The sequence below is a fragment of the Streptomyces sp. NPDC051218 genome, assembly GCF_044455475.1.
Taxonomy (GTDB): domain Bacteria; phylum Actinomycetota; class Actinomycetes; order Streptomycetales; family Streptomycetaceae; genus Streptomyces.
In genome coordinates, this window is sequence record NZ_JBITEU010000016.1 from 50,048 (window position 1) to 72,424 (window position 22,377).

Genomic DNA, 22,377 nt, shown 5'->3' on the forward strand with positions numbered 1-22,377 from the left:
TCGATGCACATAGACATCCCCGAGGGGCAGGAGCCGATCGGGTACGTGTGGGGTGACATGGTCCCCGGGATCGGCATGGCCGCCGCGAACTTCTCGCTGTCGGTGTACGAGCACACGACCCTGGGGCTACGGGAGTTCGAGGCTGCCCGGCTGCGCATCGCGCAGATCAACGGGTGCCTGTTCTGCCTCGACTGGCGGACCGAACGCGAGGGCCGGAAGGTCGAGGAGGAGTTCGCCGAAGCGGTGACCCAGTGGCGTACCACCGATGCCTTCGACGACCGGACACGCCTAGCCGCCGAGTACGCCGAGCGGTACGCCCTGGACCACCATGGACTTGACGAGGAGTTCTGGACGCGGATGACCGCGCACTACAGCCAGCACGAGATCGTGGAACTGAGCATGAGCATCGGCTCCTGGCTGGCGTTCGGCCGCCTCAACCACGTGCTCGGCCTTGACGCGGTCTGCGTACTCCCCGGTCACTGAGGGAAGTTGCTACACATCGAAGTTGCTACACATCCGTGGCGATGATCTTCTCGATGTTCCGTTCGGCGAGCGCCGTGATGGTGACGAACGGGTTGACGCTCGTGTTGCCGGGGATCAGCGAGCCGTCGATGACATAGAGGCCCGAATAGCCGTGCAGGCGGCCGTAGTTGTCGGTGGCCTTGTTCAGGACCGCGCCGCCGAGCGGGTGGTACGTGAGGTGGTCGCCCCAGATCTTGTACGTGCCGAACAGATCGGTGCGGTAGATCGTCCCCTCCTTTGAGTTGATCTTGTCGAAGATGGTCTTGGCGGCGTCGATGGACGGCTGCTTCCAGGCCGTCTGCCAGTTCAGCTCCACCTTGCCCGCGGCCGCGTTCCAGGAGAAGGCGGCACGGTTCGGGTTCTTGGTGATCGAGAGATAGAACGAGGCGTACGTCTCGATCCCGGTGGGCAGTGGCGCGACCTCGGCGAACGCGCCACCGGCCGCCCAGTTGTCGATGCCGGCGGTGGGGATGGACGACTGGACCTTGCCGGTCGCGTCCCACATGTGGTTGGCCCGGCCGCACATGACGTTGCCGTTGTCGCCCCAGCCCTTGCCGATCTCCCCGTTCAGGCGGGGCAGCGCGCCGGTGGCCTTCAGTTTGACCAGCAACTTGCTGGTGCCGACGCTGCCGGCCGCGAAGAACACCTTGTCCGCGGTCACGGTCTTGGTGGCGGTGGTGGCGCCGCTGGTGTTGAGCTGCTCGATGACGACGGTGTATCCGCCGCCGGACGCGGGGGAGACCGAAGTGACCTTGTGCAGCGGGGAGATGGTGACCTTTCCGGTGGCGGTGGCACGGGCGATGTAGGTCTTCTGGAGTGACTTCTTGCCGTAGTTGTTGCCATAGAGGATCTCACCGGCGACCGCCGACTTGGGCGCTGTTCCGGCCGCCTCCTGCTTCATGTAGTCCCAGTCATAGACACCGGGCACGAAGACGAACGGGAAGCCGGAACGCTGGGCGTGCTTACGGCCGACCCGGGAGTACTGGTAGCAGTCGACGCTGTCGAACCAGGCGGGGTCGATGGTGCTGACGCCGAGACCGGCGTTGGCGCGCGGGTAGTAGGTGGAGTACATCTCGTCGGGGTTGACCGACGGGAGGACGGCGCCGAAGTTCTCGCGCTTGGGCGTGACCGCCATGCCGCCGTTGACCAGGGAGCCGCCGCCGACTCCGCGGCCCTGGTAGACGAGGATCCCGCCCATGTCCTCGGCGTCGAGGATGCCGGTGTAGCGGGGGATGGTCTTGTCGATGGGGAAGCCGAGGAAGTTGCTCAGAGGCTGTTTGGTCTTGGTGCGCAGCCAGTAGGAGCGGCCGTCGGGTGACGTGGTGTGGGCGAAGATCTTGCCGTCGGAGCCGGGGGTGTCCCAGGCCATGCCCATCTCGATCATGTGCACTTCGACGCCTGCCTGGGCGAGCCGCAGAGCGGCGACGGAACCGCCGTATCCGGTGCCGATCACCAGCACGGGGACGCGGGCTCCGTCGCCGATGGGTCCTGCCGCGGCCGCGGCGTACGTCTGGGTCGCGGGGGCGAGCGTCGCGAGGGACGCAACTCCCAGAATAGAACTGGTTCCAGCTATGAATCTTCGGCGTGAAACGCCTCCGGAACCGTCAGAACGCATGGTGGTGCCACTCATGTGACGTTCCTCACTCTCGTAGGAATGGGAACGAGTTCTACTGCTTGTGGCGCACTAAGTCACGGCATACCTAGAAGTAACTTCTGTCCGATCTTGTCGGAGTGATCTTTAATGTCCGATCTTGTGCCTACGCGGGGCCCTATGCGGCGCCTTCGCCCGCGAGCAGCTCACGTGCCGCGGTGACGTCGAAGTCCGCCTTCGGGTACTGCGGGTCAAGTGCGGTCAGGTGCTCGAGGAGCAGGCTGCTGATCGCCCAGTTGCGGTACCACTTCCGGTCGGCCGGGATGACGAACCACGGGGCGTGCGCGGTCGAGCAGCGCTCCAGCGCGATCTCGTACGCCTCCTGGTAGGCGGGCCACAGGGCGCGTTCCTCGATGTCGCCGGGGTTGAACTTCCAGTGCTTGTCCGGGTTGTCGAGACGTTCGAGAAGGCGGCGCCGCTGCTGTTCGTACGAGATGTGCAGGAAGCACTTGATGACGGTGACGCCGTCGTCGGCCAGGCTCTGCTCGAATTGGTTGATCCTGCCGTAGCGGCGGCCGAGGTCGCTGGGCGGAACCAGTTCGCGTACGCGGGCGATGAGGACGTCCTCGTAGTGCGAGCGGTCGAAGATGCCGATCTCGCCGGGTACGGGGAGCGCCTGCGTGATGCGCCAGAGGAAGGGATGACTCAGTTCCTCGGGGGTGGGCGCCTTGAAGGCCCTGATGCGGCAGCCGGAGGGGTTGAACTGCCCGATGACGTGCTTGACCGTGCCGCCCTTCCCGCTGGTGTCCATGCCCTGGAGCACCAGCAGGACGCGGCGGCGGTCACCGGCGGTGCTCGCCGCGTGGAGCCGCTCCTGCAGGTCGGCGAGGCGTTCGCCCATCCGGGCGGTGGCCAGGAGGCCGGCGGCCTTGTCCGTCGGACCCGCAGGGGTCGCGTCGGCCGGGTACGAGCCGAGGTTCACGCGCTCGCCTTCGGGGACGCGCAGGACGTCGCGGAGCGGGGTGGGGGGCTTGCGGGACGCGTCCTTCTTGCTCTTCGTGTCCTTCTTCTTCTTGACCTTGGCCACTGGGTGAACCCTTCCGCCGGTGTCAGTCGATGGTGCGCCGGGGGAGGGGGTCCCGCCAGTCAGCTCACGCTCGCGGCGATGCCTTGTAAAGAAACCTTTCTAAAGCTAGCTTTACATCATGTCGCAGATCTCGGAACCGGCCTCCCCGGACGGCACGCCCCGCAGCATCCGCCTCACGGACCCCCGCGCCCTGCGGGCTTACGCGCATCCCACCCGCATGGCTCTCGTCGGCTTCCTGCGGCGGAGCGGGCCGTTCACCGCGACGCGGGCCGCCGAGCTGACCGGCGAGTCCGTGGCCAGTTGCTCGTACCACCTGCGGATGCTCGCGAAGTACGGGCTCGTCGAGGAGGCGCCGGGCGGCCGGGGGCGCGAGAAGCCGTGGCAGGCGACCGCCCAGTTCACCGACTGGCCCGGGTACAGCGAGGACCCGTCCGTCGCCGAGGCGTCGGACGCGCTGAGCTCCGCGGTCGCGGAGCGGTACTTCGAACGCGCCGTCCGGGCCATCGAGCAACGCCACCGGCTGCCCCGCGCCTGGCGCGAGGCGGAGCAGTTCAGCGACTCGCTCCTGCACCTCACGCCCGAGGAGCTGACCGGTATCGGCGAGCGCATCGAAGCGGTGCTGCAGCCGTACGAGGACCGTGAGAAGGATCCCGGCCTGCGCCCCGAGGGCGCGCGCCCCGTCAGCCTGATGCGGCTCGGCTTCGTCGACCGGGAGATCCCCGGGGAGGCGCCGGACGAAGGCGACACGGGGGCCGAGGGGTGAAGCTGCGGGAGCGCATACCCGCCCTGCTCCTGGAACGCACCTTCCGGCGCTACTGGACCGGACAGACGGTCTCGCTCATCGGCGGCGAGATCTCGCTGATCGCCATCCCGCTCGCCGCCGTGCTCGTCCTCGGCGCGGACGCCGCCGAGATGGGCTGGCTCAAGACCGTGGAGCTGCTGCCCACGCTCCTGCTCAACCTGCCGCTCGGCGCCTGGGCCGACCGGCAGGCCCGGCGGCGGCGCGCCATGATCGCCGCCGATCTGGCCCGCGCGGCGCTGCTCGTCGCCCTCCCGGTCGCGTATCTGCTCGACGCCCTCACCCTCGGGCAGCTCTACGCGACGGCGTTCGCGATCGGTGCGCTGACCGTGCTCTTCGATGCCTGCAACAACACCCTGATCGTGACGCTCGTGCCGAGCGAGCGCTATGTGCAGGCCAACTCACTGGTCAGCGGCAGCCGTTCGATGTCCTGGCTGGCCGGACCCGGCATCGGCGGGCTCCTCGTACAGTTCCTCACCGCTCCCTTCGCCCTGCTCGGCGACGCCTTCACCTACCTCGTCTCGGCCCGCTTCCTCGCGCGTATCGAACCCGTGGAGCCCGTGCCCGAACCCGTCGGCAAGGGGCACTTCACCGCGGGGCTGCGATGGGTGCTCAAGGAACCGTCGATGCGAGCGCTGTTCGCGTGGTCCGGCACCATCCAGTTCTTCAACTACATGTTCCACACGCTCTTCGTGCTGTACGTGACGGTCGAACTCGGCCTGAGCGCGGGCGTTCTCGGCGCGATACTGAGCGCCGGGGCCATCGGCGGCCTGATCGGCGCCGCGTGCAGCGGCAGAGTCGTACGCCGCTTCGGCATCGGCCCTTCGATCCTCTGCGGCTCCGTGGGGTTCACGCTGCCCCTGGTGCTCGTACCGCTCGCCGACGGCCCGTTGCCGCTGGTCGTCGTCACGCTGTTCGCCGCCGAATTCCTCAGCTGCGTCGGCGTGATGGTCATCGACATCGCCACCGCGTCACTCCAGATGGTGCTGATCCCGCAGACCATCCGCTCCCGGGTCATGGGTGCCTACCGCACCCTGAACCACGGCTTCCGCCCTCTGGGCGCCCTGCTGGGCGGCCTGCTCGGCACGGCCATCGGCCTGCGCCCCACGCTCTGGATCGGCACGGCCGGCGCCGTCATCGCGGTGCTGTGGCTCCTGCCGTCGCCCGTGCCGGGCACCCGGGAACTGCCCGAACCCGCCGAACAGGACGCCGTAGCAGCCTAATGGGGCTCCTTGCGCTGCGCGTCGTCCGGCGCGGGCTCCGGCTCGGCGTACGCGCGGCGGCGTTGGCGCGAGGCCCGTAGGTTCGCGGCGTTTCCGCAGCCGCGGGTGGAGTGCCAGACGCCGCTGTTGTTGCGGGAGCGGTCGTAGAACGCCGTGGCACAGCGTTCGTTGCGGCAGATCTTCAGGCGCCTCCACTCGCCGGTGGTCTGCGCGAGCAGCGCCTCGCACAGCACGGCCGACGTCAGCCAGCGCCAGCCCTCGCCCTCGGGCTCGGTGGTCACCGCGGCGTCGCCGTGCAGGCTGACCTGGAGGGCGCAGGAGGTGAAGCGCGCGGTCTCGCCGCTCGTCGTGCCGCACCGCGAGAGCAGGGCACGGCGCAGCTGTTCGCGCAGCTGCCGCAGCTTGGGCAGGTCCTCTGCGGTGAGGGTGAGCCGCACGGCCGTGCGCCCCGTCCGCTCGGCCCAGGTGGGCAGCGCCACGGAGATCCACTCCTGCGCGGCGGCCACGTCATCGAGGAGATCGGCTTCGGGGACACCGCAGGAAGGCGCGGTGTTCAGGATGTCCTGCACGAGCCCCAGGCCGCCGGGGACGGCGGTGGGGAAGTAGCGCTCGGTGGCAGGCCAGGTCATGGGCACATCGTACGCGACCGCGGGCGACAGCAGCGTAGGGCATTAGCTGCCGTCGCCCGGCGGCTGTCGCTCAGGCCAGGCTCGTCAGGAGCGACTTGTCGAAGGGCAGCGCGTCGCCGAGCCGGTCCTCCAGGGCCTTGGCCGCCCACTCGGGGTCGGCGATGAGGGCGCGCCCCACCGCCACCAGGTCGAACTCGTCGCGCTCCAGGCGGTCCAGGAGCAGCTCGATGCCCGTGGCCGCGGAAGGACCCGCCCAGCCCTGCGGCCCGACGAACTCCTGGTCGAGGCCGACCGAGCCCACGGTGACCACGGGCCTGCCCGACACCTTCTTGACCCAGCCCGCGAGGTTGAGGTCGCTGCCGTCGAACTCGGGCAGCCAGTAGCGGCGGGTGGACGCGTGAAAGACGTCCACGCCCGCGTCCGCCAGCGGCGTGAGCAGGCGCTCCAGCTCCTCGGGGGACTCGGCGAGCTTGGCGTCGAAGCTGCCCGCCTTCCACTGCGAGAGACGGAAGAAGACGGGGAAGTCGGGCGAGACGGCGGCCCGTACGGCCGAGACGATCTCCGCGGCGAAACGGGTGCGGGCCTCGATGCCGCCGCCGTAGCCGTCCGTGCGCCGGTTGGTGCGCTCCCAGAGGAACTGGTCGATCAAGTAGCCGTGCGCGCCGTGCAGTTCGATGCCGTCGAAGCCGATGCGCTCGGCGGCGGCCGCGGCGTCGGCGAACGCCCGTATCACGTCGTCGAGGTCATCGGCTGTCAGCGCGCTGCCCTTCGGCTGCCCGTCGAGGTCGATTCCCGAGGGCCCCGCGGCGGGAGCGGAAGGCACCGGACCCTTGCCCTCGTCACGCGTGACGCCGACGTGCCACAGCTGCGGAATGATCTTCCCGCCCGACGCGTGCACGGCGTCGACCACCTTGCGCCAGCCTTCGAGGGCGTCGGCCCCGTGGAAGCGCGGGACCCGGTCGCTCGTACCGGCCGATGCGTGATCGACGTACGTCCCCTCGGTGATGATCAGTCCGACGCCGGCCGCGGCCCGACGGGCGTAGTACTCGGCCACGTCCGCGCCCGGCACGCCGCCCGGTGAGAACTCCCTGGTCATGGGCGCCATCACGATGCGGTTGGGCAGGGTGAGGCTGCCGACACTGAAGGGGCGGTCGAGCGTCTGGGGGGTACGCGCGGTCTGGGGAGCCGAGGTCATGTGTCCTCCTGGCAGGGGATGAGGGGTTCGATCGGGCGGGGGATGCGGGGCTCGATCCCATGAGATCAATGACGTAAGCGTACGCGCTTTACTCCTGTCGTTTTCCGTGGGGTTCTTTCGCCGGGCGCGAACCGCGTGCCTCCCCCATGACCCCTGCGGGCCGCCCGCCGCGCCGGTGGGGGGAGGCGGCCTTAGCGTGGGGCCATGTGCTGGAGCGCGACGGCCGATCTCGTGGCGGGCGTGGGCGTCGCCGCCGTGGGGGTCGCCTGCGTGAGTCGAGCGGCACTCGGCGGCCGACCTCGCGACCTGCCCGTCGCCGCGCTCCCGCTGCTGCTCGGCGCCCACCAGATCGTCGAGTCGGAGGTCTGGCGCGAGGGCGGCGGCACGGGGCCCGCCACCGTCGCCTGGACCGTGATCGCCCTGCCCCTGCTCGCGCTGTGGGTGCCCGCGGCGGTGCTGTGCGCGGCCCCGCCGAACGCCCGCCGCCGCCTCTTGGCCGCCCTCGTCCTTGGCATCGCGACAGCGGCGGTGCTCTCCTACTACCTGGCGACCCGCACCGTGACGGCCGAGATCCGTGGCCACACGGTCGGGTACGCGCTCGGCCTGCCCCATACCGAGCTGATCGTCGCCGGATATCTGGTCGCCACCGTCGGCTCCCTGCTCCTCTCCGGCGACCGGGGCCTTGTCCTCTTCGGCGTCCTGGTCGCCGTCGGAGCGGCGGTGTGCGTCCTGCTGTGGCGACGCGAGTACATCTCGACGTGGTGCGCCTTCGCGGCGGTCTGCTCGGTGTTCCTGTACTTCTGGGTCAGAAGGCGTTCTCGTCCAGTTCGAGCGCGGTCCGGTCCAGGCTCTCCAGGAGCGTGAACTGGGCCTCCGTCTTCGGCAGTTCATGGCGGAAGAAGTAACGGCAGGCGGCGCGCTTGCCCGCGTGGAAGTCCTCGGTGCCGGACTCGGCGGCGAGCAACTGCTCCAGCCACATCCAGGCGACGACCACGTGCCCGACCGCTTCGAGGTAGACGCTCGCGTTGGCGAGCGCCGTCTGCGGGTCGCCGGTCGACCAGAGGCGCTGGGTCACCTCCACCGCACGCGCCGAGGCCGCGTCGAGCGCCCGCCCGTACCCGGACGCGGAGCCGCCCGTCGCGGCAGCGCGGGCGGACGTCCGCGAGATCCGCTCGACGAGCAGCCGAAGGCCGCTGCCGCCGTCCATGATGACCTTGCGGCCGAGGAGATCGAGGCCGTGGATGCCGTGCGTGCCCTCGTGGATGGGGTTGAGGCGGTTGTCGCGGTAGAACTGCTCGACGTTGTACTCGCGCGTGTAGCCGTAGCCGCCGTGCACCTGGATGGCCAGGTTGTTGGCCTCCAGGCACCACTGCGAGGGCCAGCTCTTGGCGATCGGGGTGAGCACGTCGAGCAGCAGCTCGGCCTCTTCGCGTGCCTGCGGCGATGTGCCGGTGTTCTGCTCGTCGAGCAGCCGCCCGCAGTACAGGTTGAGCGCCAACGCGCCCTCCACGTACGCCTTCTGGGCGAGCAGCATCCTGCGTACGTCGGCGTGTTCGATGATCGGGACCTGCGCCGACGCGGGGTCCTTCGCCGCGAGTGGACGGCCCTGCGGGCGGGTGCGCGCGTAGTCGAGGGCGTGCAGATAGCCGGTGTAGCCGAGGGCGGTGGCGCCGAGGCCCACGCCGATCCGTGCCTCGTTCATCATGTGGAACATGTACGCGAGACCGCGGTTGGCCTCCCCGATGAGATGGCCGACCGCGCCGGGCTCACCGCCGGGACGGTGGGCGCCCTCGCCGAAGTTCAGCAGGGTGTTCGTGGTCCCTCGGTAACCCATCTTGTGGTTGAGGCCCGCGAGCACGACGTCATTGCGCTCGCCCAGCGACCCGTCCTCGCCGACGAGCACCTTCGGCACGATGAACAGCGAGAGCCCCTTCACGCCGGGCGGACCGCCCGGAATCCGGGCGAGCACCAGATGCACGATGTTCTCCGAGAGCTCGTGCTCACCGCCGGAGATCCACATCTTGTTCCCGAAGAGGCGGTACGTCCCGTCCGCCTGCTCCTCGGCCCGCGTCCGCACATCGGCGAGCGACGAACCGGCCTGCGGCTCCGACAGGCACATCGTGCCCAGGAAGCGGCCCTCCACCATGGGGCGCACGAAGGTCTCGATCTGCTCCTTCGACGCGTGCGCGAGGAGCAGATTGGCGTTGCCCATGGTCAGGAAGGGATACGCGGCCGTGCCGACGTTCGCCGCCTGGAACCACGCGAAGCAGGCCTGTGCCACGACGGCCGGCAGCTGCCCGCCGCCGATCTCGTGATCCATGGCGCTGGCCAGGAGCCCCGAGTCCCCGAAGACCCGCAGCGCCTCCTTGACCTCGGGGATGATGTGCACCCGCTCCCCGTCGAAGGTGGGCTCCTGGGCGTCGTTCTTCTTGTTGTGCGGGGCGAAGTGCCGCGTGGCGATCTGTTCGCTCAGCTCCAGTGCGGCGTCGAAGGTCTCGCGGGAGTGGTCCGCGTACCGCTCCCGCGCGGTGAGCGCGGGCACGTCGAGCCACTCGTACAGCAGGAAGTCGAGGTCACGACGGGACAGGAGCAGGGATGCCATGCGGATTCTCCATGCGGTGACGGCGGAACCGATCCCGGGGCAGAGGGCCCCGCACACCCGATACTAAGCGGTTGCTTATGGTGTTTGTCGAGGGCGGCCCTGTGACGCCCGGCTCAGCCGACCATGTCCGCCCGCTACGGCGCAGGCTTCGTCGTCGGTGCCGTCGCCTCGCGCTGGTGGGGGATCAGGACGGGCGGGAGTTCGCCCTGCTGAACGTTCACCGTGCGGACCGGGGCGGGGACCCGGATGCCCTCGGCGCGGTAGCGCTGGTGGAGTTGCTTGATGAACTCGTGCTTGATGCGGTACTGGTCGCTGAACTCGCCGACGCCAAGGATCACCGTGAAGCTGATCCTGGAGTCGCCGAACGTGTGGAAGCGTACGGCCGGCTCGTGCTCGGGCAGGGCGCCGTCGACGTCCTTCATGACGCTCTCCACGACCTCGGTCGTGACGCGCTCCACCTGCTCCAGGTCGCTGTCGTAGCTGACGCCGACCTGCACCATGATCGACAGATCCTGCTCGGGGCGGCTGAAGTTGGTCATGTTGGTGCCCGCGAGCTGGGCGTTGGGGATGATGACGAGGTTGTTCGACAGCTGACGCACCACCGTGTTGCGCCAGTTGATGTCGACGACGTAGCCCTCCTCGCCGCTGCTGAGCTTGATGTAGTCGCCCGGCTGCACCGTCTTCGCGGCGAGGATGTGCACGCCCGCGAAGAGGTTGGCCAGGGTGTCCTGGAGAGCCAGGGCCACCGCGAGTCCGCCCACGCCGAGCGCCGTGAGCAGCGGGGCTATGGAGACACCGAGCGTCTGCAGGACGACGAGGAAGCCCATCGCGAGCACCACGACACGGGTGATGTTGACGAAGATCGTCGCCGAGCCCGCGACACCCGACCGGGACTGCGCGAGGGACTTCACCAGGGTGGTGACCACGCGGGCCGCCGTCAGGGTCGCGGCCAGGACGAGCAGGGCGGTCAGCGTCATCGTGACGTTCCGGCCGGTCCTCGGTGTGAGCGGGAGGGCCGCGGCGGCGACGGCCGCGCCCGCGGTGATCGCCGCGCAGGGGACCAGGGTCCGCACGGCGTCGACGATGACGTCATCACCGCTCCACCGGGTCCTGCTGGCCCGCTCACCCAGCCACCGCAGGATCATGCGCAGCAGCACACCCGCCGCGATGCCGGCGATCACCGCGATACCGGCGGTGATCAGGTCGTGCCATGTGAGGGCTCGCTCCATCAGTTCATTCTCCAGGTTGTGCCGGCGCGCCGGACGTATGTTCGCAGTCCGGCGCGAGCGTCATCCTGCCCCATGGGTGCGGCTCCGTTGCCGGGGGCCCGCGCCCAGCTTGCCCTCAACTCGCCGGGCACAGGGTGATAACCGATGTCCCGCCCCGAATCGGCTGACTTCCGCTCGGGCGGCTACGGCTTGCGCGCCACTCCCGCGTACAGCGGCACCGGAGTGCCGTTCCTGACCTCGTCGACGCCGAGCTCGGGATGCCAGTCCGGCAGCCACGCGATGCCGGGGTCGCTCAGCTCCAGACCGTCGAAGAACCGCTCGAACTCCGCGCGCGCCCGGGGCACGAGCGTGACGCCGCCCGCCTTGTACATCTCCACCGCCTGCCGCGTCCGCTCAGGGTCGAAGTCGCTCGCCATCTGGGACAGGACCAGGTGGCTGCCGGGCGCGAGGGCGGCCACGAGCCGCTCCACGACGTCGTAGGCGCCGTCGTCGTCGCCGATGAAGTGCAGCAGCGCGATCAGGGAGAGCGCGATCGGCTGCGTGAAGTCCACTACGCCCTCGGCCTGTTCGAGGATCTTGTCCGGTTCGCGCGCGTCCACCTGGAGGAACTCCGTCGCCCCCTCGGGCGTCCCCCGCAGCAGCGCCTCCGCGTGCGCGAGGACGATCGGGTCGTTGTCGACGTAGACCACACGCGTCTCGGGGGCGAACGACTGCGCGATGCGGTGGAGGTTCGGCTCGGTCGGGATGCCGGTGCCGATGTCCAGGAACTGGCGTATCCCCTCCTCTCCCGCCAGGCGACGCGTGGCGCGCTGCATGAACCAGCGGTTGTGCTGGGCGCAGTACTTGGTCTGCGGTTCGAGCGACACGATCTGGAGCCCGAGCTCCTCGTCCACCGGGTAGTTGTCCTTGCCGCCGAGGAACCAGTCGTAGACCCGGGCGGGGTGGGGCTTGCTGGTGTCGATGGGCTGAGTCACGGGTGGTGGAATCGCGGGCATGCGTCAACTCCCTTGGAGGCGACCTGCGTTCGGGCGGGCGTGGTGCGTGCGTCCGTCATCGTGCCCGCTAGCCCCACCGGGCTCAAGGGTCACTCGGGTCCTGCGAGGGGGGTTCCCCGGCGGCCAGGGATATGCAAGTCTCCTCCCTAATCTCCGGGTGCGGCGGTCGACCTGCTGGTCAACAGGGCTGTCCCGGCCTCGACATGGGGTGAAGAAGTGTTGCGGAACGGGACACGAGGACACGATCTCGCCTCGCTGCGCCGGCTGAACACCACCGTCGTCCTGCGCGCCCTGCACCACCGCAGCCCCCAGACGCTCGCGGAGCTCGCCGCGGGCACCGGACTCTCCCGGCCCACCGTGGAATCCGCCGTCGAGGAGCTGACCGCCCATGGCTGGGCGTCGGAGGCCGAGCGCGACGACGCGGAGCGCGCGCCGGGGCGCCCCGCCCGGCGGTTCAGGTTCCGCGTGGAGGCGGGCCGCGTCGTGGGCGCCGACATCGGCCTGCACAAGATGGTGCTGCTCCTCGCCGACCTCGGTGGAACGGTGCTCGCCGTGCGGCGCGAGGACATCGACCCGGATCTTGGCGGGGCCCAGCGGCTGGACCTCCTGCGCAAGGGCCTCGAAGCCTTCCTGGACGCACACGCCGTGCGGCGCGAGGACATCCTGGCCCGCTGCGTGGGCGTCCCGGGCGTCGTCGACGCGGGCGGCACGATCACCTCCTACGTCATCCCCGAGTGGTCCGGCGTCGATCTCGCGGGGCTCCTCTCCGCCGGGGAGACGGGTCACACCCTCGTCGAGAACGACGTGAACCTCGCCGTGCTCGCCGAGCGCTGGCAGGGCGCGGCCACCCTCGCGGGCGACGTCGTCTGCGTCCTGACCGGCCATCGCGTGGCATGCAGCCTCACCATCGGAGGGCGACTGCACCGGGGCCGGCGCGGCGGCGCGGGCGAGCTCGGCCTGCTGCCGCTGCTCGGCATGAACACCGCGCAGGATGCGCTCAGTTGGCGAGGAGTACGCCGCTCCGGCGAGTCCGAGGTGGCCGCACTCGCCCGTGCCGCGGACACCGGAGACCCGCGCGCACTGGCCGCCGTCACGGACTTCGCCGACCGCATCTCGCCGGGCATCGCCGCCCTCGCGCTGGCCGTCGACCCGGAGCTCGTGGTGCTCACCGGCGGCGCGACCCCGCTGGGCAGCCATCTCGTGCCGCTGATCGAGGACAGGCTGCGCCCGCTGACCCTGCACGTTCCGCGCATCGCGCTGAGCACGCTCGGCGAACAGGGCGTCGCGATCGGCGCCGTACGCAAGGCACTTGACCAGGTCGAGTCCGATCTCCTGACGGACCCGGCGCCGTAGCACCCCCGAAGCCACGACCGGAAGCGAGGCGCTCATGCGTAGGAGGACTCTGCTGTACGGAGCGATGGCGGCGCCCCTGCTCGCCGCCTGCTCCGGCGAGAGCGACGACGGGAAGGGGAGCGGTGGACGCACCACCCTCTCGTACGGGGTATGGGACGTGGCCCAGGTGCCTGGCCTGCAGAAGGTGATCGACGCCTTCGAGAAGGAGAACCCCGGCATATCCGTGCGCATGGAGCTCACGCCCTGGTCGAGCTACTGGACCACCCTCAAGACCTCCATGCGCGGCGGCACGGCCCCCGACGTGTTCTGGATGAACGCGGTCAATCTCCAGCTGTACGCCTCAAGCGGCGTCCTCGAACCCCTGAGCGGACACATCGAGAGCGACGCCACCCCCGTGGACCGCCACCCCGCATCGCTCGTGAAGATCTACGCCTACCAGGGCACGCAGTACGGCATACCGAAGGACTTCGACACCATCGGCCTCTGGTACAACAAAGCCCTCTTCGACAAGGCGGGCATCAAGTACCCGGACGCGACGTGGACCTGGGACGACGTACGCGACGCCGCCGCCGAACTCACCAACCCGCGTGAGCGCGTGCACGGCATGGCCGCCGAGATGGACCGCCAGGCCCAGCTCTACCCCGCCATCCACGGAGCGGGCGGCCACGTCCTCAAGGACGGGCGGTCCGGCTTCGGCGACGAGCGGTCCATCGAGGGCCTGCGCTACTGGACCGACATGATCGACCGCGGCTGGTCGCCGCCGCAGAGCGCGATGGTCGAGTCCAAGGCCCGCAACCGCTTCTGGTCGGAGAAGGCCGCCATGGTCTACGAGATATCCGCGTTCTCCGGGCAGTACCACGCCGTTCCCGCGCTCAAGGACCACGCAGGCGTCACCGTCCTGCCCAAGGGCCGGGAGCGGGCCACCATCATCCACGGGCTCGCCAACGTCATCTCCGCCAAGAGCCGGAAGAAGGAGGCGGCCTGGAAGTTCGTCCACTTCATGGCGGGCCGCAAGGCCGCGGAAATCCAGGCGTCGGCAGGCATCACCATCTCCTCGTACGAGGGGACGCAGGACGCCTGGCTCAAGTCGATGCCCGAGTTCGACCTGAAGCACTACATCGAGATGCTGGAGTACGCCGTGCCGTACCCGAGCTCGAAGAACACCGCGGTCTGGGAGAACCTCCAATACCCGCTCCTGGGCGCTGCGTTCAGCGGCAAGGGCGGCATCGAGAGCGCCGCACGGACGCTGGGCGAGCAGATGGACCGAGCCCTGAAGGAGGAGCGCGCATGATGAGTGTCTTTCCCTCCACGGCGGCGGCGAAGAAGGCGGGCCGCGGCAAACCGGAGGTCCGTCCCGCGCCCAAGTCCCGCAGTCAGCGCACCGCTTACCTCTTCATCGCGCCGCTCGGCATCGGCTTCGCCGTCTTCTACTTCTGGCCGCTGCTCCAGACCTTCTACTACAGCTTCACCGAGTTCGGCGCGTTCGGCGGCCACACCTGGATCGGCGCGGACAACTACGTCCGCGTCCTGAAGGACGTCACCGTCTGGCAGGCCCTCGGCAACACGCTCATCTACTGCGTCGTCGGGCTGCTCGCCCTGCCGGTCGCGATCGGCGTCGCGGCGCTGCTCAACCGGCGCGGACTGCGCGGCGTCGCGGTCTACCGCGCGCTCTACTTCATCCCGTTCGTGACGCTGCCGGTGGCCGTCGGTCTGGTGTGGAACTGGCTCTACAACGGCGACTACGGACTGATCAACGAAGTCTTCGAGTGGTTCGGAGCGGACCGCCGCTACTGGGTCTCCGACCCCTCGACCGCCGTGTACGCGATCGGCGCCGTCATGGTCTGGTCCACCACCGGCTACTACTTGATCATCTTCATGGCGGGCATCAAGGGCATCCCGCAGGACTACTACGAAGCAGCCGAGCTGGACGGCGCCGGGCCGCTGCGTCGCTTCTTCACGATCACGCTGCCGCTGCTCAGCCCGACGATCTTCTTCGCCTCCATCATCTGCATGATCAACTCGCTGCAGACCTTCGACCTGATCTACATCATGATGGCCGAGAAGAATCCGGCGATCGGTGACACCCAGTCGGTGGTGAGCCTCTTCTACAAATGGGCCTTCATCGAGAACGCCCAGGGCGCCGCCGCCGCGCTCGCCTTCCTGCTCATGTTGATCATCGCGGCGCTGACGCTGGTGCAGTTCAGGCTGCAGAAGAGGTGGGTGCACTATGCGTGAGTCCTCCGTACGATCGTCTGCACGCCGCCGCTTCAACGCCGGTTCGGTCGCCACCCACGCGGCGCTCTCGCTCGGCGCCCTGGTGATGGTCTTCCCCTTCCTGTGGCAGCTGCTCACCGCGGCCAAGTCCCTCGCCGAGACGGCCAAGGTGCCCCCGACCTTCCTGCCCGACACCTGGAACTGGTCGAGCTTCGAAGAGGTCTTCACCGCACTGCCGTTCCGGGAGATGCTCTTCAACAGCGTCTTCAACACCGTGGGCCGCACGGTGGGACAGCTGGTGTTCTGCTCCCTCGCCGCCTACGCCTTCGCGCGCATGCAATTCCGGGGCCGGGGCGTCCTGTTCGCGCTCTTCCTCTCCGTCCTCATGGTGCCGAGCTCGCTGCTCGTCCTGCCGCAGTACGACATCATCCAGCGGCTCGGCCTGCTCAACTCGGCGCCCGCGCTGTTCCTGCCGGGCATGTTCAGTGCGTTCGGGACCTTCATGCTGCGCCAGTTCTTCCTCACGCTCCCCAAGGAGCTGGAGGAGGCCGCGCGGATCGACGGCGCGGGGCCGCTGCGCATCTTCTGGTCGATCATGCTGCCGCTGGTGCGGCCCGCGCTCGCCGCGCTCGCCGTCATCACCGCGATGTGGTCGTGGAACGACCTCCTGTGGCCGCTGATCGTCAACACCGACCCGCAGAAGATGCCCATCAGCGCCGGACTGACCTCACTGGAGGGCCAGTACGAGACCAACTTCCCGGTGATGATGGCCGGTTCGCTCATCGCGAGCCTGCCCATGCTGCTCGTCTACGTCTTCCTGCAGCGGCACTTCGTGCAGAGCGTCGCCCTCTCCGGCTCCAAGAGCTGACCCCGCATGGCCGCCACCGGCCCCGCACCGCCCCCACTGGACGAGGAAAGGTAACTCCCTTCATGCGACCGCTTCACATCGGCCTGATCGGGGCGGGCGGCATCGCCCGCGCCCATCTACCCGGCTGGCTGGAACTGGGTGCGCGCGTCAGCGTATACACCGTTGACGGCTCGGCGGAGAAACTCGCCGCCGAGTATGCGGGCCGTGGTGTCACCGCGGTGGCGGGGCTCGGCGAACTGCTCGCCGACTGCACGGCCGTCGACATCTGCACCCCCACCCCCACCCACAAGGAACTCGCCCTCGCGGCCGTCGTGGCGGGCCGGCACGTCATCTGCGAGAAGCCCCTGGCCCTGAACGCCCGGGACGCAGAGGAGACCGCGGCCGCCGCCGAAGCGGCGGGCGTCCGGCTGCACCCCGCCCATGTCGTGCGGTACTTCCCGGCGTACGCGGCGATGCAACAGGCGGTGTCGCGAGGGGAGTTGGGCGATCTCGCGGTTCTGCGTTTCACGCGCGGCGGGGCGCGCCCGCAGTGGGCGCCGTGGTTCGGTGACCCCGCCAAGTCGGGTGGCGTCATCATGGACCTGATGGTGCACGACATCGACATCGCCCGCTGGATCGCGGGCGACGTGGTCCGCGTGCACGCGCAGACGCGGGGCGTCGAGCACGCCACGGGCGGCGCCCGCGCCGAGGTCGTCTCGGCGACCGCCGTCCTCACCCACGCCTCCGGCACGATCAGTCACATCACCGGCCTCTGGGGCCTTCCGGACCAGAAGTTCCGTACGACGTTCCGCGTCGCGGGCAGTGACGGGCTGCTGCGGCACGACTCCACGTCCGTGCCCGGCTACCGGATCACCGCACAGGGGGTGCGCGCGGCCAACGAGGGCATCCCTTCGAGCCCGATGACGGAGAGCCCCTACCTGACAGAGCTGCGGGAGTTCGCGGCGTCCTGGGAGGAGGGGGCCGGAGAACCGCGGGTGAGCGCGCGGGACGGCATCGAGGCGGTGCGGATCGCCGAGGCGGCGGTGGAGTCGAGTCGTACGGGCCGGGCCGTCGAGATCACAGCGAGCCGGGCGCGGACGGCCCGCACGGTCATCCAGGAGGTCACACGATGAAGGTCGCCGTTCTGTCGTTCGCCCACGTCCACGCGGCCGGATACCTGCGGCTCCTGTCCCGTATGCCGGGCATCGAGGTCATCGGCAGCGACCCGGACGCCGGCTCGGCCGCGCCCGGCGAGGTGCGGGGGCGCGCGTTCGCCGAGGAGAGGGGGGTCGCGTACGTGGAGACGTACGAGGAGGCCTTCGCCTGGGGCCCGGACGCGGTGATCGTCTGCTCGGAGAACGCGCGGCACCGCCCCCTGGTGGAGCTCGCCGCGTCCCACGGCGTCGATGTCCTGTGCGAGAAGCCGCTGGCCACGACGGTCGAGGACGGTGCGGCGATGCTCACGGCGTGCCGCGAGGCCGGCGTACGGCTGGCAGTGGCCTTCCCGGTCCGCTTCAGCCCCGCGTACGCGGCCGTCAAGGCGGCCGTGGCCTCGGGGGAGGCGGGCCGGGTCCTGACCGTGTCCGGCGCCAACAACGGCTCCATGCCGTCCTCGCGGCGCTGGTTCGCCGATCCCGAACTCGCGGGCGGCGGCGCCCTGATGGACCACACGGTCCACATAGCCGACCTCCTGGACGACCTCTTCGGCGACGCGCGCCCCGTCGACGTGTACGCCCAGACGAACAACCGCATGTACGAGGGTGAGGTCGACGCCGAGACCAGCGGTCTGGTCACCGTGACCTACGACAACGGCTCGGTGGCCACGATCGACTGCAGCTGGTCCCATCCCCGCTCCCACCACTCGTGGGGCGGGCTCGAACTCACCGTGGTGGGCGAGCGGGCGACCCTGGAGATGGACGCCTTCGACCAGTCGGTCCACGGCTACAGCGAACGCCGCGGCCAGGGCCTCGAACTCCCCTTCGGCGCCGACCTGGACGAGCGGATGCTGCGAGCCTTCCTCCACGGCCCGACCGAGGGCGGCATGGACGTGGCCGACGGAGAGGGCGGCCTGCGCACGCTGAAGATCGTGACGGCGGGCTATGCGTCGGCCAGGAGCGGGGTGCCGGTGGCGGTGGCGGGGGACTGAGCGGAGCTCCCGGGGCCACCGAGAAAGACGTCAGGGTGAGCGACGTCTGGGAGTACCTCGTCCACGACGAATGGGAAGTGGCCCTCGGGCTGCTGGAGGAACTCGGTGCGGACCCCCCGCTTCCGGTCGACTTCCCTGGCGCCCGGCGGACGGGCTTCGGTGCGACTCGCGCCTCTGGACCCTTCGCGGTGGCAGCACCTTCGGCCCGGCCGGGCCATCACCCTGCACGAGGGCCGGTCCGTGGCAGGCACGGCAGTTGTCCTTGAGGTCAGCTCAGCCGCCGAACAGTTGCGTCCAGTACGTGCCCGCTGAGCCGCCGCCCGCATAGCCGACGCCGAGGTGGGTGAAGGAGGGCTTGAGGATGTTGGCTCGGTGGCCGGGGCTGTCCATCCAGCCGTCCACCACCTCGGCGGGCGTGCGCTGTCCGCAGGCGATGTTCTCGCCGATCGCGCGATGCCCGCTGCCCGCGGCGGACGCGCGGTGCCAGGGTTCGCCGCCGTCAGGGGAGGTGTGGGCGTAGAAGGCGCGGGCGATCATGTCCGCGCTGTGGTTCTGCGCCGCCACGGTCAGGAGCGGGTCGGGGGAGAGGGGGCGCAGGCCTGCCGCGGTCCGTTCGGCGTTGGTGAGGCGGAGCACGGCGCTTGCCCACTCCGCGAGCCCCTGCGCGGTGAACGGGCTGGCCCACACCGCCGTCCAGTAGAGGTCACCGGAGCGCGCGGCGGCGGTGTGTGCCACCCCGACCTGCGTGTACGCGCGGCCGTGCACCGTACGCCGTGACTGCTCGCCCGAGAGGCAGTACTCCACGAACTCGGCGGCCGTGCGCGGCCCGGAGACCAGATGCTCGCCGATGGCCAGATACGCGTACCCACCCGCGACGACCCGCTGATAGAGGGACGTACCGCCCGCGTGCTCCGAGCTGAGCGTGGACCGGGCCGCCATCCCGGCGGCGTGCGCGTGCGCGGCGGCGCTCAGCCGGGCATCGAGGGCGACCGGCGGCGCGCCCACCGAAGCCCGCGCGGCGTTGACCAGCGGAAGGAATCCGTCGGGGCCGGCCGGGCCGGAAGAGACGGCCGGCCCGGCGGGCGCGGACCGCCCGGAAGGTATGAGCGGCCGCCCGGGAGGCGCGGAGAGTCGCTCCCCGGAAGGCGCGCCGGACCGTGCACCGGAAGCACCGCCCGCCCCAGCTCCGGAGGCGGCACCCGGCCCTGCTCCGGAAGGACCGCTCGGCCCTGCTCCGGAGGCGGCACCCGGCCCTGCTCCGGAAGGACCGCTCGGCCCTGCTCCGGAGGCGGCACCCGGCCTTGCTCCGGAAGTACCGCTCGGCCCAGCTCCGGAGGCGGCACCCGGCCCTGCTCCGGAAGAACCGCCCGACCCAGCTCCGGAGGCGGCACCCGGCCCTGCACCGGAAGCACCGCTCGGCCCTGCACCGGAGGGAGTACTCGGCCGTGCCCGCGAAGCCGCGGCCGACTGCGGAGCCTCGTCCTCCGCCACGTCCACCCCGAAGTCGCGTGCCACCCCCGCGAGCCCGTCCGCGTACCCCTGACCGAGTGCCCGCAGCTTCCATCCCGGGCCGCGGCGGTAGATCTCCGCGAGCAGCAGCACCGTCTCGCGGTCGGGGCGCGGCGGTGTGAAACGCGCCACGAGCCGGCCGCCGGGACCGTGCACCTGGAGCGCGATGCCCGGGAGACGGCCCAGGGGAGTGCCCGGCTCGGCGGGGCTGACGGCCACGGTGACGCGGCTCGCCCCTGCCCGCAGGCGCCGCCCGTCGACCGTGACCGTGTCTCCCTGGATGCGGGCGCCGGAGGTGGCGGGCTGGTTGTAGAAGACGAAGTCCTCGTCGCCCGCGACCTTCCCGCTGTCGCCCGTGACGATCACGGACAGGTCGAAGGGGCCGGGCACCCGGAGGGTGACGGCACCGTCCGGAAGCGGCACGTTCCCCCCGGCAACCAGCTCGTTCATGCAAGGACAACGCGAGGGCCACACGGTCAGGTTCCCGGCGCGGTGACGCGGCGCCGGAGGTTCCGCCTCCGGACGGAGGGCCACTGAGACCGGAGGCGGATCCGCGCCGGAAAAGCCGCGTATTAGCGTGGGGGTCACGGGAAAGCACAATTCACCGACAGGATCCGAGGTGCCCGGCAGATGGCAAGCCGCAGCGAGAGCCGTACCCAGCTCGTCGAGGGACTCATGGAGCGGTTCCCGCAGGTGCCGCGGGAGGCGGTGATCAAGGAGGACCTGCTCAGGGGCGGGATGGCGTTCGACGAGTCCGCGCTCAGTGACAACGAGGGTGGCGAGGTCAAGCCGAAGTCGTACTTCATCTTCTCCTTCGACCACAGCACCCTCCCCGAGCTCGGCGCCGCCGCCCTGCGCCGCCCGCCCGAGGAGATCGTTCTCACCGGCGGCCCGTACGACCTGCGCCGCACGGTCGTCTCGGTCCGCGTGAACCCCTCGTCGCCGTACCGCGTGGCCGCCGACGACGACGGCGTGCTCGGCCTCTATCTGGACGGCGTACGCATCTCCGACGTGGGCCTGCCGCCGATGCCGGACTACTACCGGCACACCCTGGAGAACGGCAAGTCCGTGATGGAGGTGGCGCCCACCATCCAGTGGGGCTACCTCATCTACCTGACGGTCTTCCGGGTCTGCCAGTACTTCGGCGCCAAGGAGGAGTGCGGGTACTGCGACATCAACCACAACTGGCGCCAGCAGAAGGCGGCGGGTCGCCCCTACACCGGTGTGAAACCGATGGACGAGGTCCTCGAAGCCCTCGCCATCATCGACAAGTACGACACGAACAAGTCCTCCACCGCGTATACGCTCACCGGCGGCGCCATCACCACAAAGCTCCAGGGCAAGGACGAGGCCGACTTCTACGGCCAGTACGCGAAGGCCATCGAGGAGCGCTTCCCCGGCCGCTGGATCGGCAAGGTCGTCGCCCAGGCCCTGCCCAAGGCGGACGTGCAGCGCTTCCACGACTACGGCGTGCGGATCTACCACCCCAACTACGAGGTGTGGGACCCGTATCTGTTCGAGCGCTACTGCCCCGGCAAGGAGCGCTACGTCGGCCGCGACGAGTGGCACCGCCGCATCCTGGACTCGGCCGAGGTCTTCGGGCCGCGCAACGTCATCCCGAACTTCGTGGCGGGCGTGGAGATGGCGGAGCCGTTCGGGTTCAAGACGGTCGGCGAGGCCATCGACTCCACCACCGAGGGGCTGGAGTACTTCATGTCGCGCGGCATCACGCCCCGCTTCACCACGTGGTGCCCGGAGCCCACGACGCCGCTCGGCAAGGCGAACCCGCTGGGCGCACCGCTGGAATACCACGTACGTCTCCTGGAGGCGTACCGCGCGACGATGGAGTCCAACGGCCTGACGTCGCCGCCCGGTTACGGCCCCGCGGGGCCGGGACGCGCGGTCTTCTCCGTCTCCTCGTTCATGGACAGCCTGGCGGCCGATGAGGCCGCACCCGAGGACCGCGTGGTGCTGTGAACCGCCGGTGGGGAGGGAATGCGCGCGTCACGCGCATTCCCTCCCCACCGATGAAACCGTCCACCCGCCCTCAGTGACTGCGGTCAGCCGCCGACGTACCAGGTGAATCCACCGGAGGAAGCGGCGATGGCGATCAGCACGATGAAAAGAACCACGTCGACGATGCCGAGGATGACGGCTGCCTTGGCCATTCCCGTGTTGCCCGCCTTCTGACGCAGCGAGACAGCACCGAAGATGATGGCGAGCGGTCCGAGGATGAAGTTGAGGATGAAGAGCCCGAAGATTCCACAGACGAGGCCGGCTACCGCGAAACCACTCGTGCGGGTGCCTGACGCCGCTGAACGACTACCGTAAGCCGACATGGCCACACTCCTTGGAGATCGCATTTCAGCCTTACGTGACGCGATTCCGAGTGCCCGCGAATTCAGTACGTAATCAGCCATCGGCCGTCCGGCCCCC

Annotated in this window: 20 protein-coding genes; 11 read left to right on the forward strand and 9 right to left on the reverse strand. The window is 69.8% G+C overall.

Features of this window, described 5'->3' with window-relative positions; all coding sequences use genetic code 11:
• Nucleotides 1-3: 3 nt before the first annotated feature.
• Entirely contained in the window at nucleotides 4-483 is a 480-nt protein-coding gene (locus ACIBCK_RS36550; protein WP_399397514.1) for a carboxymuconolactone decarboxylase family protein, read from the forward strand.
• 25 nt (nucleotides 484-508) lie between these two features.
• Here the strand turns inward: ACIBCK_RS36550 and ACIBCK_RS36555 are convergent, their stop codons facing one another.
• On the reverse strand, nucleotides 509-2,137 hold the full coding sequence (locus ACIBCK_RS36555) for a GMC oxidoreductase (protein ID WP_399397515.1): 1,629 nt from the start codon (nucleotides 2,135-2,137) through the stop codon (nucleotides 509-511).
• Between the two features lie 154 nt (nucleotides 2,138-2,291).
• Nucleotides 2,292-3,200, reverse strand: coding sequence for a polyphosphate kinase 2 family protein (locus ACIBCK_RS36560; protein WP_399397354.1), 909 nt, complete (start codon nucleotides 3,198-3,200; stop codon nucleotides 2,292-2,294).
• A gap of 118 nt (nucleotides 3,201-3,318) precedes the next feature.
• Between ACIBCK_RS36560 and ACIBCK_RS36565 the strand changes: the two genes are divergently transcribed.
• Nucleotides 3,319-3,963 (forward strand): helix-turn-helix domain-containing protein, encoded by a 645-nt coding sequence (locus ACIBCK_RS36565; protein WP_399397356.1) that lies wholly within the window; start codon nucleotides 3,319-3,321, stop codon nucleotides 3,961-3,963.
• Complete coding sequence (locus ACIBCK_RS36570; RefSeq protein ID WP_399397358.1) at nucleotides 3,960-5,222, forward strand: MFS transporter; 1,263 nt, start codon at nucleotides 3,960-3,962, stop codon at nucleotides 5,220-5,222. Before ACIBCK_RS36565 ends, ACIBCK_RS36570 begins: the two co-directional genes overlap by 4 nt.
• On the opposite strand, the gene ACIBCK_RS36575 is transcribed toward ACIBCK_RS36570, so the two are convergent.
• Entirely contained in the window at nucleotides 5,219-5,851 is a 633-nt protein-coding gene (locus tag ACIBCK_RS36575) for a CGNR zinc finger domain-containing protein (protein ID WP_399397360.1), read from the reverse strand. The genes ACIBCK_RS36570 and ACIBCK_RS36575 overlap by 4 nt on opposite strands.
• A 70-nt stretch (nucleotides 5,852-5,921) precedes the next feature.
• Complete coding sequence (locus ACIBCK_RS36580) at nucleotides 5,922-7,046, reverse strand: NADH:flavin oxidoreductase (protein WP_399397361.1); 1,125 nt, start codon at nucleotides 7,044-7,046, stop codon at nucleotides 5,922-5,924.
• A gap of 204 nt (nucleotides 7,047-7,250) precedes the next feature.
• Between ACIBCK_RS36580 and ACIBCK_RS36585 the strand changes: the two genes are divergently transcribed.
• The gene (locus tag ACIBCK_RS36585) at nucleotides 7,251-7,910 is read left to right on the forward strand and encodes a DUF6629 family protein (RefSeq protein WP_399397363.1); all 660 of its coding nucleotides are present in this window, start codon (nucleotides 7,251-7,253) and stop codon (nucleotides 7,908-7,910) included.
• Here the strand turns inward: ACIBCK_RS36585 and ACIBCK_RS36590 are convergent.
• From ACIBCK_RS36590 to ACIBCK_RS36600, 3 genes are all read right to left on the reverse strand, one after another.
• On the reverse strand, nucleotides 7,852-9,648 hold the full coding sequence (locus ACIBCK_RS36590) for an acyl-CoA dehydrogenase (protein ID WP_399397365.1): 1,797 nt from the start codon (nucleotides 9,646-9,648) through the stop codon (nucleotides 7,852-7,854). The genes ACIBCK_RS36585 and ACIBCK_RS36590 overlap by 59 nt on opposite strands.
• 134 nt (nucleotides 9,649-9,782) lie before the next feature.
• Nucleotides 9,783-10,877, reverse strand: a complete 1,095-nt coding sequence (locus ACIBCK_RS36595) for a mechanosensitive ion channel family protein (protein ID WP_399397367.1) — start codon at nucleotides 10,875-10,877, stop codon at nucleotides 9,783-9,785.
• A gap of 182 nt (nucleotides 10,878-11,059) precedes the next feature.
• Nucleotides 11,060-11,872 (reverse strand): SAM-dependent methyltransferase, encoded by an 813-nt coding sequence (locus tag ACIBCK_RS36600; RefSeq protein WP_399397369.1) that lies wholly within the window; start codon nucleotides 11,870-11,872, stop codon nucleotides 11,060-11,062.
• Between the two features lie 216 nt (nucleotides 11,873-12,088).
• Between ACIBCK_RS36600 and ACIBCK_RS36605 the strand changes: the two genes are divergently transcribed.
• From ACIBCK_RS36605 to ACIBCK_RS36630, 6 genes are all read left to right on the forward strand, one after another.
• The gene (locus ACIBCK_RS36605; protein WP_399397371.1) at nucleotides 12,089-13,225 is read left to right on the forward strand and encodes an ROK family protein; all 1,137 of its coding nucleotides are present in this window, start codon (nucleotides 12,089-12,091) and stop codon (nucleotides 13,223-13,225) included.
• Nucleotides 13,226-13,259: 34 nt separating this feature from the next.
• The gene (locus ACIBCK_RS36610) at nucleotides 13,260-14,516 is read left to right on the forward strand and encodes an ABC transporter substrate-binding protein (RefSeq protein ID WP_399397372.1); all 1,257 of its coding nucleotides are present in this window, start codon (nucleotides 13,260-13,262) and stop codon (nucleotides 14,514-14,516) included.
• Nucleotides 14,513-15,460 (forward strand): carbohydrate ABC transporter permease, encoded by a 948-nt coding sequence (locus ACIBCK_RS36615; protein WP_399397374.1) that lies wholly within the window; start codon nucleotides 14,513-14,515, stop codon nucleotides 15,458-15,460. Before ACIBCK_RS36610 ends, ACIBCK_RS36615 begins: the two co-directional genes overlap by 4 nt.
• Nucleotides 15,453-16,307, forward strand: a complete 855-nt coding sequence (locus tag ACIBCK_RS36620; protein WP_399397376.1) for a carbohydrate ABC transporter permease — start codon at nucleotides 15,453-15,455, stop codon at nucleotides 16,305-16,307. The genes ACIBCK_RS36615 and ACIBCK_RS36620 overlap by 8 nt, the downstream gene beginning before the upstream one ends.
• A 62-nt stretch (nucleotides 16,308-16,369) precedes the next feature.
• Nucleotides 16,370-17,419 carry a Gfo/Idh/MocA family protein gene (locus ACIBCK_RS36625; RefSeq protein WP_399397378.1) on the forward strand — a complete coding sequence of 350 codons (1,050 nt, stop codon included), beginning with the start codon at nucleotides 16,370-16,372 and terminating at the stop codon, nucleotides 17,417-17,419.
• Nucleotides 17,416-18,432 (forward strand): Gfo/Idh/MocA family protein, encoded by a 1,017-nt coding sequence (locus ACIBCK_RS36630; RefSeq protein WP_399397380.1) that lies wholly within the window; start codon nucleotides 17,416-17,418, stop codon nucleotides 18,430-18,432. Before ACIBCK_RS36625 ends, ACIBCK_RS36630 begins: the two co-directional genes overlap by 4 nt.
• Before the next feature lie 273 nt (nucleotides 18,433-18,705).
• Here ACIBCK_RS36630 and ACIBCK_RS36635 read toward each other — a convergent pair whose 3' ends face one another.
• Nucleotides 18,706-20,391: a CAP domain-containing protein gene (locus ACIBCK_RS36635; RefSeq protein ID WP_399397382.1), complete on the reverse strand. Its 1,686-nt coding sequence runs from the start codon at nucleotides 20,389-20,391 to the stop codon at nucleotides 18,706-18,708.
• Nucleotides 20,392-20,571: 180 nt separating this feature from the next.
• Here ACIBCK_RS36635 and ACIBCK_RS36640 point away from each other — a divergent pair, with 180 nt between their 5' ends.
• Entirely contained in the window at nucleotides 20,572-21,918 is a 1,347-nt protein-coding gene (locus ACIBCK_RS36640; RefSeq protein WP_399397384.1) for a radical SAM protein, read from the forward strand.
• Between the two features lie 83 nt (nucleotides 21,919-22,001).
• Here the strand turns inward: ACIBCK_RS36640 and ACIBCK_RS36645 are convergent, their stop codons facing one another.
• On the reverse strand, nucleotides 22,002-22,280 hold the full coding sequence (locus ACIBCK_RS36645; RefSeq protein WP_399397386.1) for a DUF4190 domain-containing protein: 279 nt from the start codon (nucleotides 22,278-22,280) through the stop codon (nucleotides 22,002-22,004).
• Nucleotides 22,281-22,377: the final 97 nt, after the last annotated feature.

What these genes read in the sequence shown, in the direction of transcription:
- ACIBCK_RS36630 (WP_399397380.1), top strand. Translation starts at nt 17,416, where the DNA reads ATGAAGGTCGCCGTTCTGTCGTTCGCCCACGTCCACGCGGCCGGATAC.
- ACIBCK_RS36590 (WP_399397365.1), bottom strand. Translation starts at nt 9,648, where the DNA reads ATGGCATCCCTGCTCCTGTCCCGTCGTGACCTCGACTTCCTGCTGTAC.
- ACIBCK_RS36610 (WP_399397372.1), top strand. Translation starts at nt 13,260, where the DNA reads ATGCGTAGGAGGACTCTGCTGTACGGAGCGATGGCGGCGCCCCTGCTC.
- ACIBCK_RS36615 (WP_399397374.1), top strand. Translation starts at nt 14,513, where the DNA reads ATGATGAGTGTCTTTCCCTCCACGGCGGCGGCGAAGAAGGCGGGCCGC.
- ACIBCK_RS36600 (WP_399397369.1), bottom strand. Translation starts at nt 11,872, where the DNA reads ATGCCCGCGATTCCACCACCCGTGACTCAGCCCATCGACACCAGCAAG.
- ACIBCK_RS36645 (WP_399397386.1), bottom strand. Translation starts at nt 22,280, where the DNA reads ATGTCGGCTTACGGTAGTCGTTCAGCGGCGTCAGGCACCCGCACGAGT.
- ACIBCK_RS36575 (WP_399397360.1), bottom strand. Translation starts at nt 5,851, where the DNA reads ATGACCTGGCCTGCCACCGAGCGCTACTTCCCCACCGCCGTCCCCGGC.
- ACIBCK_RS36550 (WP_399397514.1), top strand. Translation starts at nt 4, where the DNA reads ATGCACATAGACATCCCCGAGGGGCAGGAGCCGATCGGGTACGTGTGG.
- ACIBCK_RS36565 (WP_399397356.1), top strand. Translation starts at nt 3,319, where the DNA reads ATGTCGCAGATCTCGGAACCGGCCTCCCCGGACGGCACGCCCCGCAGC.
- ACIBCK_RS36595 (WP_399397367.1), bottom strand. Translation starts at nt 10,877, where the DNA reads ATGGAGCGAGCCCTCACATGGCACGACCTGATCACCGCCGGTATCGCG.
- ACIBCK_RS36580 (WP_399397361.1), bottom strand. Translation starts at nt 7,046, where the DNA reads ATGACCTCGGCTCCCCAGACCGCGCGTACCCCCCAGACGCTCGACCGC.
- ACIBCK_RS36635 (WP_399397382.1), bottom strand. Translation starts at nt 20,391, where the DNA reads ATGAACGAGCTGGTTGCCGGGGGGAACGTGCCGCTTCCGGACGGTGCC.
- ACIBCK_RS36555 (WP_399397515.1), bottom strand. Translation starts at nt 2,137, where the DNA reads ATGCGTTCTGACGGTTCCGGAGGCGTTTCACGCCGAAGATTCATAGCT.
- ACIBCK_RS36585 (WP_399397363.1), top strand. Translation starts at nt 7,251, where the DNA reads ATGTGCTGGAGCGCGACGGCCGATCTCGTGGCGGGCGTGGGCGTCGCC.
- ACIBCK_RS36640 (WP_399397384.1), top strand. Translation starts at nt 20,572, where the DNA reads ATGGCAAGCCGCAGCGAGAGCCGTACCCAGCTCGTCGAGGGACTCATG.
- ACIBCK_RS36620 (WP_399397376.1), top strand. Translation starts at nt 15,453, where the DNA reads ATGCGTGAGTCCTCCGTACGATCGTCTGCACGCCGCCGCTTCAACGCC.
- ACIBCK_RS36625 (WP_399397378.1), top strand. Translation starts at nt 16,370, where the DNA reads ATGCGACCGCTTCACATCGGCCTGATCGGGGCGGGCGGCATCGCCCGC.